This window comes from Halopelagius longus (genome assembly GCF_900100875.1).
Lineage (GTDB): Archaea > Halobacteriota > Halobacteria > Halobacteriales > Haloferacaceae > Halopelagius > Halopelagius longus.
Genome location: NZ_FNKQ01000004.1, coordinates 134439 through 148049, shown reverse-complemented (window position 1 = coordinate 148049; position 13611 = coordinate 134439). Strand labels below are relative to the sequence as shown.

Annotated in this window: 15 protein-coding genes; 10 read left to right on the top strand and 5 right to left on the bottom strand. The window is 67.0% G+C overall.

The genetic code is table 11. From position 1 onward, the window contains the following. Positions 1-11: 11 nt before the first annotated feature. The 5 genes from BLS11_RS15785 to BLS11_RS15765 form a co-directional block, all read right to left on the bottom strand. Positions 12-1220 carry a glycosyltransferase gene (locus BLS11_RS15785; RefSeq protein ID WP_092538745.1) on the bottom strand — a complete coding sequence of 403 codons (1209 nt, stop codon included), beginning with the start codon at positions 1218-1220 and terminating at the stop codon, positions 12-14. Beyond that, positions 1213-1398, bottom strand: coding sequence for an AbrB/MazE/SpoVT family DNA-binding domain-containing protein (locus BLS11_RS15780; protein ID WP_092538744.1), 186 nt, complete (start codon positions 1396-1398; stop codon positions 1213-1215). Before BLS11_RS15780 ends, BLS11_RS15785 begins: the two co-directional genes overlap by 8 nt. 306 nt (positions 1399-1704) lie before the next feature. Then, positions 1705-3054 carry a heme-copper oxidase family protein gene (locus BLS11_RS15775; protein WP_092538743.1) on the bottom strand — a complete coding sequence of 450 codons (1350 nt, stop codon included), beginning with the start codon at positions 3052-3054 and terminating at the stop codon, positions 1705-1707. Positions 3055-3178: 124 nt separating this feature from the next. Continuing rightward, positions 3179-4240, bottom strand: a complete 1062-nt coding sequence (locus BLS11_RS15770; RefSeq protein ID WP_092538742.1) for a halocyanin domain-containing protein — start codon at positions 4238-4240, stop codon at positions 3179-3181. A 2-nt stretch (positions 4241-4242) separates the two neighbouring features. Continuing rightward, positions 4243-5391, bottom strand: coding sequence for a multicopper oxidase domain-containing protein (locus tag BLS11_RS15765; protein ID WP_092538741.1), 1149 nt, complete (start codon positions 5389-5391; stop codon positions 4243-4245). Positions 5392-5511: 120 nt separating this feature from the next. Here BLS11_RS15765 and BLS11_RS15760 point away from each other — a divergent pair, with 120 nt between their 5' ends. The 10 genes from BLS11_RS15760 to BLS11_RS15715 all read left to right on the top strand — a co-directional run bounded on the left by BLS11_RS15760 (position 5512) and on the right by BLS11_RS15715 (position 13561). Further along, positions 5512-5817 carry a cupin domain-containing protein gene (locus BLS11_RS15760; protein ID WP_092538884.1) on the top strand — a complete coding sequence of 102 codons (306 nt, stop codon included), beginning with the start codon at positions 5512-5514 and terminating at the stop codon, positions 5815-5817. A gap of 77 nt (positions 5818-5894) precedes the next feature. Then, a complete protein-coding gene (locus BLS11_RS15755) occupies positions 5895-6284 on the top strand; it encodes a DUF8048 family protein (RefSeq protein ID WP_092538740.1) in 390 nt (129 codons plus the stop codon). A gap of 189 nt (positions 6285-6473) precedes the next feature. Beyond that, positions 6474-7547, top strand: a complete 1074-nt coding sequence (gene nirK / locus BLS11_RS15750) for a copper-containing nitrite reductase (protein WP_092538739.1) — start codon at positions 6474-6476, stop codon at positions 7545-7547. A 354-nt stretch (positions 7548-7901) separates the two neighbouring features. Continuing rightward, positions 7902-9053: a TIGR04053 family radical SAM/SPASM domain-containing protein gene (locus tag BLS11_RS15745; RefSeq protein WP_092538738.1), complete on the top strand. Its 1152-nt coding sequence runs from the start codon at positions 7902-7904 to the stop codon at positions 9051-9053. Continuing rightward, positions 9050-9313: a hypothetical protein gene (locus BLS11_RS15740; protein WP_092538737.1), complete on the top strand. Its 264-nt coding sequence runs from the start codon at positions 9050-9052 to the stop codon at positions 9311-9313. Before BLS11_RS15745 ends, BLS11_RS15740 begins: the two co-directional genes overlap by 4 nt. A gap of 12 nt (positions 9314-9325) precedes the next feature. Beyond that, complete coding sequence (locus tag BLS11_RS15735; protein ID WP_092538736.1) at positions 9326-9955, top strand: helix-turn-helix domain-containing protein; 630 nt, start codon at positions 9326-9328, stop codon at positions 9953-9955. Positions 9956-10009: 54 nt separating this feature from the next. After that, on the top strand, positions 10010-10357 hold the full coding sequence (locus BLS11_RS15730) for a CGCGG family putative rSAM-modified RiPP protein (RefSeq protein ID WP_092538735.1): 348 nt from the start codon (positions 10010-10012) through the stop codon (positions 10355-10357). An 82-nt stretch (positions 10358-10439) separates the two neighbouring features. Further along, positions 10440-10823: a winged helix-turn-helix domain-containing protein gene (locus BLS11_RS15725; protein ID WP_092538734.1), complete on the top strand. Its 384-nt coding sequence runs from the start codon at positions 10440-10442 to the stop codon at positions 10821-10823. Continuing rightward, a complete protein-coding gene (locus tag BLS11_RS15720; RefSeq protein ID WP_092538733.1) occupies positions 10820-11104 on the top strand; it encodes a DUF7521 family protein in 285 nt (94 codons plus the stop codon). The genes BLS11_RS15725 and BLS11_RS15720 overlap by 4 nt, the downstream gene beginning before the upstream one ends. 162 nt (positions 11105-11266) lie before the next feature. Further along, a complete protein-coding gene (locus BLS11_RS15715; protein WP_092538732.1) occupies positions 11267-13561 on the top strand; it encodes a nitric-oxide reductase large subunit in 2295 nt (764 codons plus the stop codon). Positions 13562-13611 lie beyond the last annotated feature (50 nt).

Sequence of the window (13611 nt, the reverse complement as noted above, 5' to 3'; positions counted from 1 at the left end):
TAGATGAGGTTTCAGTCCGCGTACTGTTCGATCGTGACCGCACTGGTGGTGGTCTCCTGCCGCGTGTCCGCGTCCGCGAAGGCGAACTCCTCCGTGCCGACGTAGTTGAACACCGCCCCGGTAGCGATGGCGACGCCGTTCGCGACGAGCGCCGGCAGTTGTGCGATTTCGATGGCTCCGGTGAGAGCGGCGGTGTACACCACCAGTCCCCCGAGGGAGACGAGATTGAACTTGTAGTACATCTCGAGGAGGTCCGCCTGCGGGCGGTTGAACGTAATCGCGTAGTTCCCGACGAAGTTGAAGTTGAGCGCGGCGACGAACGCGACGACGCCGCCGATCAGGAAGTGCTCCTGAAGGCCGTACGAGAACGCGGCGAAGACGCCCATGTTGACGACGACGCCGAGTGCGCCGACCGCGAAGAACTCCAACATGCGGACGACCTTCCGGGAGTTACGGGTGAGGGTCGTTCCGAGCCAGACGGTCGAAAGCATCAACACGTGTTCGACGTAGAACTGGTACTCGCTCGCCGTCAGCTTCGATTCGCCGTACTCCCGGTCCCGAAAGACGTACGGCACCTCGACGATGGTATCGTAGTCGCACTTGACGAGCAGTTCGAGGAGGATTTTGTACCCCTCCGGGTCCAAGACGACGTCTTGGACGATTTCGCGGCGAACGGCGAAGAACCCCGACATCGGGTCGCTGCAGCCGCGGATTTCGGGCAGAAGCGCCTTCGAGAACAGGCCCGCTCCCTTGCTCACGACCTTCCGAGTGCGAGACCAGTTTTCGATGCCGCCACCGTCGAGATACCGGCTCCCGATGACGACGTCCGCGCCGTCCTCCAAGGCGTCGAGGAGTTCCGGGAGCTTCTCCGGGGGGTGTTGAAGGTCAGCGTCGATTACGGCGCACACGTCGTTTTTCGACCGTCTGAACCCCTCGGTGACGGACTGCGCCAGTCCCTTGTCGCTGGTCCGGCGCACGACGCGGACGCGCGAGTCGTCCCGGTACTCCTCTCGGGCGAGTTCCCACGTCCGGTCCGGGGAGTCGTCGTCGACGACGAGCAGTTCCATCGACCGGTCCGAGAGCGCCGCCAAGCACCTGTCGACGATGCGTTCGATGTTCTCCCGTTCGTTGTAGGTCGGGACGATAACGGAGATGCTGAGCGCTTGCTCCCGGGACTGCGACGCCGAAGTGTCGCCCTCCTGCGTCGCGGTGCTACTCATCGTCGTTCGAGGAGTCGGCTCGTTCGGGGACGATTATCCACCCACGCTCCGTGAGGTACCACTCGAGCGTATCTCCCGCCGTGATGTCTTCGGAGGTACGCACGACGTCCGGGACGACCGTCGAGTTATTTCCGCTCACTTTGGTGGTCGCTAGTTTCTTCTCCAGATTTTCGGCCATCGTTCACATAAGCGATATAGTCACAAACACTTATCTAATTTCTAGATAATGTCTGTTTCACCTGAGATTAAGAAATGAATACCAGTAGTTAAATCGCCTATCGGACAGATTTGGTTCCCGAAAAAGCGCTCAATCGGTCGTTAAACGGCGTGAGGAGGCCGGAAGCGCAGTATCGATCGTTAGGGATTCGGGGCGCTCGCGGCGTCGGCACCGGCAGTCCGGAGGCGTCGAGAGAGGAAGTGTAATAATTCCCACATAGGTGTCCGAGGCTGATCGACGGTGGCGACGAGAAGAGTCCGTGACGCGCTACTCGGTCGGCGGCGAGTCGTCGCCGCGACGCCCCGAACGCTGAAGGACCGTCCCGACGACGCCGCGAGGCCCGTGTTCGTGGACGACCGAGGCGAGGTTGTAGACGAACAGGACGACGCCGCCCGCCACGAACGCGCCGCCCGCAAGTCGAACGGCGTCGGGGAGGCCGAACCACGCCGCGGCGAGGAGAAGACCCCCGCCGGCCACCGTCGCGGCGAAGTCGGCGGCGGCGACGAGGGAGTCGTACAGGTCGTCTATCGTCGGGACGGGTTCGTAGCCGATGCGGTCGCTGTAGCGGTGTTCCCAGACGATGAACGGGACGACGTGATAGAGGGTTCCGAGGACGACGAACCCGACGACGCCGACGGCGAGGAGGGGCGTCGCCCCCGCCGCGCCGAACCGCGCGTCGGCGGCGAGGGGGTCCGCGAGCCACGACGGTGCGGTTACGAGCGCCCACACCACCAGCGACGCCGCGACGACGGCGTAGCGCCGGAGCATCGCCGACCGCGGCAGGTTCGTCTCGACGAGTCGCCGCCCGAGGACGACGCCGACCCCGAAGAGACTCAGAAGGACGAGGACGCCGCCGGCCCGCGCGAGGGACGGGGCGGCGACCAACCGACCGCCGGCGAGGGCGACGACGCCGAGGGGGTAGGCGACGGTTTCGAACCGCTGAATCGCGCGGTCGTACCGGTCGAGTTCCGTCTGCGTGAACATCGTCGCCAGTTGGTACAGCGCGCCGAAGACGGTGGTCAGCACCGCGCCGAACGCCGCAAGCGTCGCGTGCGCCGCGACGACGTTCGCGCGGGCGAGTCCGGCGGACGCGACGACGGGGCGGGTGAAGTCCACCGCCAGCGCGAGACCGAACGCCGTCACGAGGAGGAAGAACGCCAACGCGACGGCGAAGTGGCGTTCGGTCACGTCGAGGGGGCGGGCGGTCAGGAGCGTCCGGCCGACGTTGTAGACGAACAGCCAGAACCCGACGAGTGCGACCGCGCCGACGGCCGGAAGCCACGCCACGCGCCCGGAGAGAAAGCAGGCGGCGAGGCCGGCGACGCCGACGGCGACGCACCACAGTTGGGCGTTCGCCAGTCGGCGAGAGTGAATCTCCGCGCCCGACCAGACGGGGACGAACTGCGTCATCGCGCCGAGGATGGTGAGACAGACCCATCCCGCGAGGAGGAGGTGGTACCGCGCGGGGGAGACGAGTCCGGATACCGCCCCGACGGCGTCGGCGGCGGCGACGAGGACGCCGCCGAGGAGGAAGCCGAGTCCGACCAGAAAGTGCCGGAGGGGAATCGCCATCGGCGGTTGGCTGTCGGTGTCGACGCCGCATGGAATCGCGCTCATGGTCGCGCGTACGTGCGCACGAACCCTCGTCTTGGTCGCGAACACGTTCGGGTCAGGAAACGAAGTCGCGTCGCCGCGTCGTCCGACGTTCTCAAGAAGGCAGATGGCTCGGGCCGGGGGCGACTCAGGACCGAACGCGTCCGTCGTCGCCCTCGGCGTCCTCGCGCCACTCGACGTTCGGTTCGTCGCCCGTCCCCGCTATCCACGCGGCGACGCCGAAGATGATGGGGGAGACGACGGCGAGGGTGACGCTCCCGGCCACCGAGAGGGGCCAAAAGTCCTCCTCGGTGACGCCGTCGCCGCCGCCGGACCCGGACACCGCCGCCGCGGAGTCGTCCACGACGACTGCGCCCTTCATCCCCATCGCCTGGTGGGGCGTACAGACGTACTTGTGCGTGCCCCCCTCCTCGAACGTCTGAGAGAAGGTGTGACCCTTCTCGTCGGTCATCTCACTCTCGAACGAGCCGTCCTCGGCGGCGACGTTGTGACTGCCGCCGTTGCCGGACCACTCCCAGACCACCGTCGCGCCGGGCGAGACGCGGACGGCCGGCGGGGCGAACGCGAAGTTGCCGTTGTTTCCGCTGGCGCCGACGGTGACGGTCACCTCCGAGGTGCCCGTCCGGTCGACCACGCCGTCGTAGTTGCTCACGCCCTCGAACCAACTCTTCAGTTCCTCGGACGCCCCCGACGACTCGGTGGGCGACGCCCCCGAGGCGGACCCGGCGGCGGCGTCTCCGACGACGACTGCGCCTTTCATGCCCATCGCCTTGTGGGGCGCGCAGGCGTACTTGACGACGCCTTCGCCGTCGAACGTCTGCTCGAACGTGTGGCCCTTTTCGTCGGTCATCTCGCTCTCGAACGAGCCGTCTTCGGCAACGACGTTGTGACTGCCGCCCGCGCCGGACCACTCCCAGACGACGGTGGTTCCGGGGTCGACGCGAATCGCCGCCGGACCGAAGCCGTACCCGCCGCCGTTGGCCTCCGCGCCGACGGTGACGGTCACCTCCGAGTTGCCCGTCTCGTCGACGACGCCGTCGTAGTTGCTCGTGTTCGAGAACCACGAGTCGAGGCCCGAAGACTGGGCGGAGACGGGCCCCGCCGCGCCGAGTGCCGCGCCGGCGACGGCGCTCCCGGCGACTCCTCTGAGGACGGTGCGACGCGTCACGGATGCGTTGCTGTCGGACATTGTCAGGCCCCCTCGTATCCCGCGTACTCCATCAGCTGTGCGAAGATGTCGGTGTCCATCACCGACTCGTAGACGACGCCCGTGAGCATCCCGCCGGGGTAGGCGGTGCCGTTCATCACGTGGTTCACCTTGTGGCAGTGCATCAGGTAGACGCCCGGTTGGGCGTCGGCGGTGAACTCGACGGTGTGCCGTTCCGCGGGGGCGACGTTCGTCACGTCCATCTCGTGGCGCGCCGCCTCCGGAATCGCGCCCCCGTCCTTCTCGACGCGCCGGAACCGGTGGTTGTGGATGTGCATCGGGTGGCTCATGTACCCGCCGTTGACGAGGTGGACGCGGACGGTGTCGCCCTTCGAGACGATGATGGGCGACCCGTCCTCGGGGTGGAGCGTCCGCGGCGCGCTCTTGCCGTTGACCGTGAACACGTCGGGGTTGCGGTTGCGCGGACTGTAGGAGGCGTCCTCGCCGGCCATCATCCGGTTCAGCGAGGAGTCCCACTCCTTGACGGTCATGAAGTACTCCTTGTCGGCCTCCTCGTACCCCTTCGGGTCGACGCGGAAGATGCCGAACATCCCCATGTCGATGTGCCGTTGCGTCTGGAAGTGGCAGTGATACAGGTGCGTCCCGGGGACGTTCGCCGGGATGGAGTAGGTGTGTTTCTCGCCGGGATTGACGGTGATACCCGTCGTCGTCGGGACGCCGTCGTTCTCCCACGTCTTCTGGACGCCGTGGAAGTGGACCGTGTGCGGATGCTTCCCGTTCGTGTTGTCGAGCGTCACCTCCATGTCGTTGCCCTCGGTGGTGCGGATGATGGGGCCGGGCACCGACGGGTCTCTGTCGTCGGCTTGGAACGCCCACACCCGCGGAAGTTCGACCGGACCGCCCATCGTCTCCAACGGGTGGACGTCGTGGGTGGCGGGTGCGGTCTTCAGCGTCACCGACCCGCCCTGTTCGTCGACGTTCACCACTTCGGGCGGTGACGTGGTCGGAAGTTGGTTCTCTTGGGCCGTCACGGAGGCTTCGGTGGCCGCGTCCGCGCCGCCGTTCGTCGGGGCGGAACAGCCCGCGACGCCGATTGCCCCCGTGGCTCCCGTCGCCGCCAGGAATTCGCGCCGAGACAGTCCCTTACCGGGTGCGCCTACGTGGTCGGTCATGACATGTGAACGTAAGAATACGGTACATAAATCCAGACGCGATAGTTTTCAAGAACTTAGAAACGGTCGAACATGTTCGGTCGAAAGGTGAGGAGGGTGTGCGAAGTACGTCGAACCGTCATGTCCGAAATCACGTCGCTGGACGAACCGGAGTCGGAACCGCACGCCGAACTGTTCGAGACGCGCCGTCCGCGGATGGTGCGCCTCTCCCTCGACGCGGACGAACGCGTCCCGCCGCATCGACATCCGGGGAACGACATCGTCCTCCACCTCGTCGAGGGGCACCTCGAACTGACGTTGGACGACGAGACGCACGAACTGCGGGCGGGGCAACTCGCCCGGTTCAGCGGCGAGCGGGAGATTTCGCCGTACGCCGTCGAACCGAGCACGGCCGTCGTCGTCTTCGCGCCCGCAGCGGAGGACTGAGAGGCGGAGAGGACACGCCGGGGTGCGCCGCGACGGGGCCGAAAGACCGAACCGCGCGCACCGCGTCGGTTCGGACCATGTTCGACGAGACGGACACCGAGACGGGAGAGTCGCCGATAGACGCCGCCGTGGCGGAACGCGTCGCCGACGAAACCGGACTCGGCCTCGACGAACTGCGGACCGCCCTCGTAGAGTTGAACTCGGCGCTCATCGGTCGCCACTCCACGCTCGAACGACAGGGCGACTACGAGACGGTGGACGGCGTGCGCGGATACCGCGTCCCCGCCGAGGAGTGGAAGGCAATTTTGGACGACTTCGAGTTCCGCGAGGAGACGGAGGGCGCCCTCCTACGCGCGCACACGGAACAAACTCGGATGCTGTTCGCGGAGTCCCCCGACGCCCGCGAACGGTTCGAAGAGGGCGAAGTCGGCGTCGTCGTCGGCGTGGACACCGCCGAGGAGTTCTGAGCGCGCACGTCAGCGCCTCACGGGCGCGTCCCTCGACTCTCGCCTCCGGGGCGAGTTCGCCGTACGACCGGACCTCCGCGACCCTTTTTACGTTCTGACCGAACGTCTTCGCTCCCGTCTCATCGACCGACGTTCGTAATTCCACTATAAACATATGGGGTGTTTTCTCCCAGATGTGAGGTGACCACGATGCTGAAAACTACGCGGCGGCGGACGCTACAGGCACTCGGACTCGGCGGCGTGGCGGCAGTCGCCGGATGCGCGTCGGAGGCACCGAGCGCTGAACAGACCCAACAGCAGCAAACGACCGTGGCGCAACAGACGAAGCAGGACGTAGACCGAGTCGCCGCGGACCCGACGGACATCCCGGGTCCGTTGGACCGAAGCGAACCCGCCGAGGTGGACGTGACGCTCACCGCCGAGGAGGTGACCGCCGAGATAGAGGACGGCGTCACCTTCGACTTCATGACCTACGGGGGGCAGATTCCCGGGCCGTTCATCCGCGTCCGGCAGGGGGACACGGTGAACCTGACGTTCGAGAACCCCGACTCGAACTCGATGCCGCACAACGTGGACTTCCACGCCGTCGCCGGACCGGGCGGCGGCGCGGAGGCGACGACGACCGCGCCGGGCGAGACGGCCCACCTGAAGTTCAAGGCCACCTACCCCGGCGCGTACATCTACCACTGCGCGGTGCCGAACATGGACATGCACATCTCGGCGGGGATGTTCGGCATCATCCTCGTCGAACCGAAGGACGGGATGCCGGAGGTGGACGAAGAACTGTACATCGGCCAACACGAGGTGTACACCGACAAGGAGACCGGCGAGACGGGTAAGCACGGCTTCTCGGTGGACGCGATGGCCGCCGAGGATCCGACGTACGTGCTGATGAACGGCGAGAAGTACGCGACGACGCCCGAGAAGTACGGGCCGGCGGCCACCGTCGAGACGGGGGACACCGCCCGGGTGTTCTTCGTCACCGGCGGGCCGAACCTCGCGAGCAGTTTCCACCCCATCGGCAACGTCTGGGAGACGCTCTACCCCGAGGGGTCGCTGAGCACGAAGCCGCAGAAGCACATCCAGACGCGACTCGTCCCGCCGGGGAGCACCACCATCGCCACGATGGACTTCCCCGTCCCCGGCGACTACAAACTCGTGGACCACTCGCTCAGTCGCGTCGCCCGCAAGGGATGCCTGAGCATCGTCCGCGCCGAGGGCGAGGAGAACACCGAGGTGTTCGACCCCGACCCGCAGCAGTAACACGTGAGTCGGGGCATCGCTTTCGGACGCGACGGTCGCTCTCGGACAGGAGTTCCCCCTCGGCCGATGGACACCGAGGGGGTCGACGGGGTGCGCCACCAATCCGTCGGTTCGGCGGGCATCGCGACGACGGCCGCCGAGTCGAACCCGACGCGGTATTTTTCTCTCGGGGCCGAGCGACGTAGCGGAGACGAGCGGTAGTCGAATCCCTCGTCGAGACACGAGCAGGCCGTCGGCGACTCTCCCGTCAGAGAGACGCCGAGCGGCCGTTGTCGGTTCGAACATGTTCGGGGGAGGAGCGAGGGAGCGTCCGTCCCACCGTCCGAACGACGCCCGCGCGGCGTCGGTTCCACCATGTCACGAGACGACGCATCCCCGCGAGAGCGACCGAAACCGCCGCACGTCGGCGTGGACACTGACGAGCGACCGTTCGTCCTCGTCTGGGAGGTGACGCAGGCGTGCGAACTCGCCTGCGACCACTGTCGCGCCGACGCGCAACCGAACCGCCACCCGGACGAACTGACCACCGAGGAGGGAAAGCGCCTCCTCGAACGGGCGCGGGCGTTCGGCGACGGGCAACTCGTCGTCCTCTCGGGCGGCGACCCCCTCGCCCGCGACGACATCGCGGAACTGGTCTCCCACGGCACCGACCTCGGTCTGCGAGTGACGCTCACGCCGTCGGGAACGTCGTCGCTGACGCGCGAACGCGTCGAGGAACTCGCCGACGCGGGGTTGAGGCGGATGGCCCTGAGCGTCGACGGCGCGAGTCCGGCGGCGCACGACGACTTCCGCGGCGAGGGGGGGAGCTTCGAGGAGACGATGGCGGCCGCCGAGTTCGCCCGCGACGCCGGCCTCCCCCTCCAGATAAACACGACCGTCTGCCGTCGAACCGTCGGGGAACTGCCGGGCATCCGCGACATCGTCTCGGAGGTGGGCGCGGCGATGTGGTCCGTGTTCTTCCTCGTCCCCGTGGGCAGGGGGCGTCTCCTCGACCCGGTGTCGCCGGACCGCGCCGACGAGGTGATGGAGTGGCTGGCGTCCGTCAGCGACGAGGAACCGTTCGGACTCAAGACGACGGAGGCACCCCATTACCGTCGCGTCAGGGTCCAACGGCGACGGGCCGAAGCCGACGACGGGGAGTCGGGCGGCGGCCCCCCGACGGGCGTCTCGCGGCGGCGCGGAATCGTCGCCGGCGACGGCTTCGCGTTCGTGAGCCACACGGGCGAAATCTTCCCCTCGGGCTTCCTCCCGGAGTCGGTCGGGAACGTCCGGGAGGAGGATTTAGTCGAGCGATACCGGGAGTCGGACCTGTTCGAGTCGCTCCGCGACAGGGATCGGCTCCGCGGGAAGTGCGGCGCGTGTCCGTTCAACCGACTCTGCGGCGGAAGTCGGTCCCGCGCCTACGCGCACACTGGCGACCCCCTCGGGAGCGACCCCCTCTGTCCGTACGTTCCGCCCGGATACGACGGCCCGACGCCGACGGCCGACGGGAGGACGGAGTCGTGACCGCCCGCACCGAGGCGGCCGTCGATGCCGACGAAGCCGCCGGAGCGGACGTCGGCGGGCCCGTAGAGCGGATGCGCCGCGAACAGGTCCGGCGCGCGCTCCGCCGGTTGGAGGCGCAGGGCGGAGTGACGGACGAACAGCGACGGACGGTCGAGCGACTGTCCCACCGACTCGTCGGCGCGCTTCGGGACCCGGCGGCGCGCGTCGTCGCCTCGGCGGACGACCGAGCGACCGTCCGCAACTACTTTCAAACGGAGTGAGAAGACTCAGCCATGCCGCGAGCTACCTTAGCGATAACGTTGCCGGAGCAGACGTGGGTGTCGGAGCTCTCGACGGCGAACCCCGACGTGACGTTCGAGGTGCTCGCCGCGATGCCGTCCGACGAGACGGGCGTCGGCCTCGTCGAACTGTCGGGGTCGAACCTCGATACGGTGATAGCGGAGATGGACGAAGACGAGCGCGTCCTCTCGACGAACCTGCTCGAAGTGCGGGAGGACGCCGCGCTCGTGCAGTTCGAGACGACCGAACCGCTGTTGCTCCTCTCCATCCGCGAGGCGGGCGTCCCCCTCGAACTCCCCATCGCCATCCGCGACGGCGAGGCGGAACTGGAGGTGACGGCGTCGCGCGACAGGCTCTCCGAACTCGGCGCGCAGTTCGAAGCGTTCGGCATCCCCTTCGACCTCCGGTCCGTGAAACAGACCGTCGAGATGGAGTCGCTCCTGACGGACGACCAGCGCGGACTCCTCGAAACCGCCGTCGAGGAGGGGTACTACGACTCGCCGCGGCGCTGTACGCTGACGGAGCTCGCGGAGCGGGTCGGACTCGCGAAGTCCACGACCAGCGAGAAGCTCCACCGCGCGGAGGGGCGAGTCATCAAGGAGTATCTCGACTCCGACAAGTGAGGCCCGAACGTGTTCGGGGGAGCGTTCAGGGTGTCCCGACGCCGACACTCGAGTATGAGCGACGCGAAATCCGACGCTGGCGAATCGCACGGGACGAAGGAAACGGTCGAACCGGTGACGGACCGCGTCCACGACAACTCGTGGTCGGCGAACCTCGAACACCCCGTCCACGCCGGCGACAGGGAACTCGTCGTGCGGCAGGCGTTGGACGCCGTCGCCCACACGACGCCGGGGAACCACGTCAACCTCGTCACGCACGGCGACAACGGCCACCCGGAGACGTACCTCTACGAGGAACTCGAAGCGAGCGACCACGACGTGGAGTGGGAGTACGTCGAACGCTGCGGGTGCGGCGGGCACGTCACCCGCGTTCGCGTCCGCTCGGACGGTAAATCGGAGTGAGGGGCGAAACCCAACACAGACACGGAGCCGACGCGACGTAGCGAGCGACGAACGCGGCGCGCAGCGAGCGACGGTGACACAGATGAGCACGAACCCACTCGCGGACGCACTCGCGCCGGACCCCGGGTCGGTGTTCGGCGTGCTGAACGACGACGACTGCCAGCGGATGGTCGAGCGGATGGACCGACCGATGACCGCCGACGAGATCTGCGACGAGTGCGAACTCCCCCGTTCGACGGTGTACCGGAAGCTCGAACGCCTCGTCGAGGCGAACCTCGCGGAGAAGCGACTCCACGCCGGCGAGGCGGCGACGTACCGACTCACCTTCGACCGGGTGGTGCTCGCAGTCGAGGAGGAGGCGGACGGACTGGCGTTGAACGTCCGCGTCGAGGAGGGCGCGGAGACGGCCGCCGACCAGTTGGCCGACCTGTGGTCCGAGGTCAGAGCGGAGCGTGAGCGACGATGACGACGGACCCGCCCCTCGCCTTGGCGGTGGTCGTCGCGAAGACGGTGACGCTCGTGCTCGGCGGTCTGGTGACGTTCGTCACGTGGAAGGCGTTCCGACGGACCGGGCGACGGGCGCTGAAGGCCCTCTTCGTCGGGTTCGCTATCGTCACCCTCGGGTCGATGACGGCGGGCGTCGTCGACCAACTGCTCGCTTTCGACCCCGACTACGCCCTCCTCGTCGAGAGCGTCCTGACCGCCGTCGGCTTCTCCGTCATCGCCGCGTCGCTGTACGTCGAATAGACGCCGGCCGTCCGTCTCCGAGCGGCCGAATAATTGGTGCTTTTTTCGACCGGTAGCGTCGGGTCCCGTCGCCGTAGTTCCCGGCCGGAACATGTTCGGCGGGCTCTCAGACCGTGGGAAGTTCGTTCCGCGCTTTAGTCGGTGGGGGGCCGACGACCAACTATGAGGGTAACGAGACAGACAGTAGCGAAACTACTGGTGGCGGTGTTCGTCTTCAACCTCGTCGTCATGGGCGTCGGGGCGTGGTACTCCGCGGCGAACGCGCCGCCGATACCGGACAGCGTGACCGGCCCCGACGGGGAGACCGTCGTGACGGCCGAGCAGATTCGGGAGGGGAAGGTCGTCTTCCAGCAGGACGGCCTGATGAACCACGGGTCGATACTGGGTAACGGCGCGTACTTCGGCGAGGACTTCACCGCGCAAGCGCTGGACTCGAAGGTCCAGTACATGCGCGAGTACTACGCGGAGGAGCGGTACGGTTCCTCGTACGAGCAACTGAGCGCCGACCAGAAGGCCGCCGTGAAGTCGCAGGTGGAACGCGAACTCGACGCCTCCACCGGCGGTGAGGGAACCGTCGAGTACTCCGCCGCCGAGGTGTACGCACACCAGCAGGTTCGGCAGGACTACGTCGAACGGTACCACGAGGGGTCCGCCGAACACGGCGTCCCGGCGAACATGATAGACTCCGAGGAGGAGGCGAAGCGCTTCGCCGACTTCGCGATGTGGACGGCGTGGATTTCGCACACCGACCGGCCGGGGAGCGACCACACCTACACCAACAACTGGCCGTACGCGCCCGACGCCGGTAACGTCCCCACCGCCGGGACGATGACGTGGAGCGTCATCGCCATGGTGCTTCTCGTCGCCGGCGCGGGCATCGGCGTCTGGCTCTACAAGTCGGTCGAACTGCCCGAACCGGAGACGAAGGGCGTCACCGTTCCGAAGCCCTCGGAACTGTCTTTGACGCCGAGTCAACGCGCCGCGACGCGGTTCGTCCCCCTCGCCGCCCTGCTGTTCGTGGGACAGGTGTTCTTGGGCGGGTTGCTGGCGCACTACTACATCGAACGGGGCGACTTCTTCGGCCTCAACGAACTGCTGGGGATAGACATCCTGTCGTACCTCCCGTTCGCCTTGGCGAAGACGTACCACCTCGATTTGGGCATCCTCTGGATAGCCACGATGTGGCTCGGCGCGGGACTGTTCCTCCCGCCGCTTCTGACGGGCTACGAACCGTCGAACCAAGGGCGGTACGTCAACGGACTGCTCGGCGCGCTGTTGGTCGTCGTCGTCGGTGGCTTCGCCGGCATCTGGCTCGGCGCGCAGGGGTACATCGACGGCGCGCTGTGGTGGATTGTCGGTAACGAGGGCTTGGAGTACCTCGAAGTCGGCAGGCTCTGGCAGTTCGGCCTGCTCGGCGGCTTCCTCGTGTGGGCCGTCCTCGTCGCCCGCGGGTTCAAGCCCCTCTTGGACCGCGAAGCGCCGTACGGGCTGGCGCACATGATACTGTACGCCGGCGGCTCCATCGCCGTGCTGTTCACCGCGGGGATGTTCTACACCCCGCAGACGAACATCGTGACGACGGAGTTCTGGCGCTGGTGGGTCGTCCACATGTGGGTCGAGGGCGCCTTCGAGTTCTTCATCCTCGCCATCGTCGCCTTGACGCTCGTGAGCATGAACCTCCTCTCGCGGCGGTCCGCGGAGAAAGCCGTCGCCTTCGAGGCGTTGTTCGTGATGGGGTCGGGCGTCATCGGCGTCTCCCACCACTACTGGTGGGTGGGCCAACCCGACGTGTGGCTCCCCCTCGGGAGCGTCTTCTCGACGCTCGAACTCATCCCCTTGGTGCTCATCCTCTTCGAGGCCATCAACGAGTACCGCGCCTTGGCGACGAGCGGAACGGAGTTCCCCTACAAGCTACCGTTCATGTTCATCATCGCCTCGGGCGTCTGGAACTTCGTCGGCGCGGGGGTGCTCGGGTTCTTCATCAACCTCCCGTTGGTGAACTACTACGAGCACGGCACCTACCTCACCGTCGGCCACGCCCACGCGGCGATGTTCGGGGCGTTCGGCTTCCTCGCCCTCGGGATGGCCACCTACATGCTCAGGATAACCGTCCGGCCCGACGCGTGGGACGAGACGAACCTCCGGCGGGCGTTCTGGCTGTGGAACGTCGGCCTCGCGGTGATGGTGTTCGTCTCCGTCCTCCCGGTCGGATTCCTCCAACTTGAGGCCGCGTTCACCCAGAACTACGCGTTCTCGCGGAGTCTCGCGTTCTACGACTCCGGCATCGTCCAGACGCTGTTCTGGGCGCGACTCCCCGGGGACTCGCTTCTCATCCTCGGGACGGTCGTGTTCGCCTACGACGTGGTGAAAAAGCGGTTCCGCGTGCGGTCGGTCGAGTCCGACTCGGCGGGCGAACCGACGCCCGTCTCCGAACGGGTGATGGGCGGCGACGACTGAGGACGCCCGCCCTCGGTCGGTGACGCGCGGTGTGGTACTTTTTCTCGTAA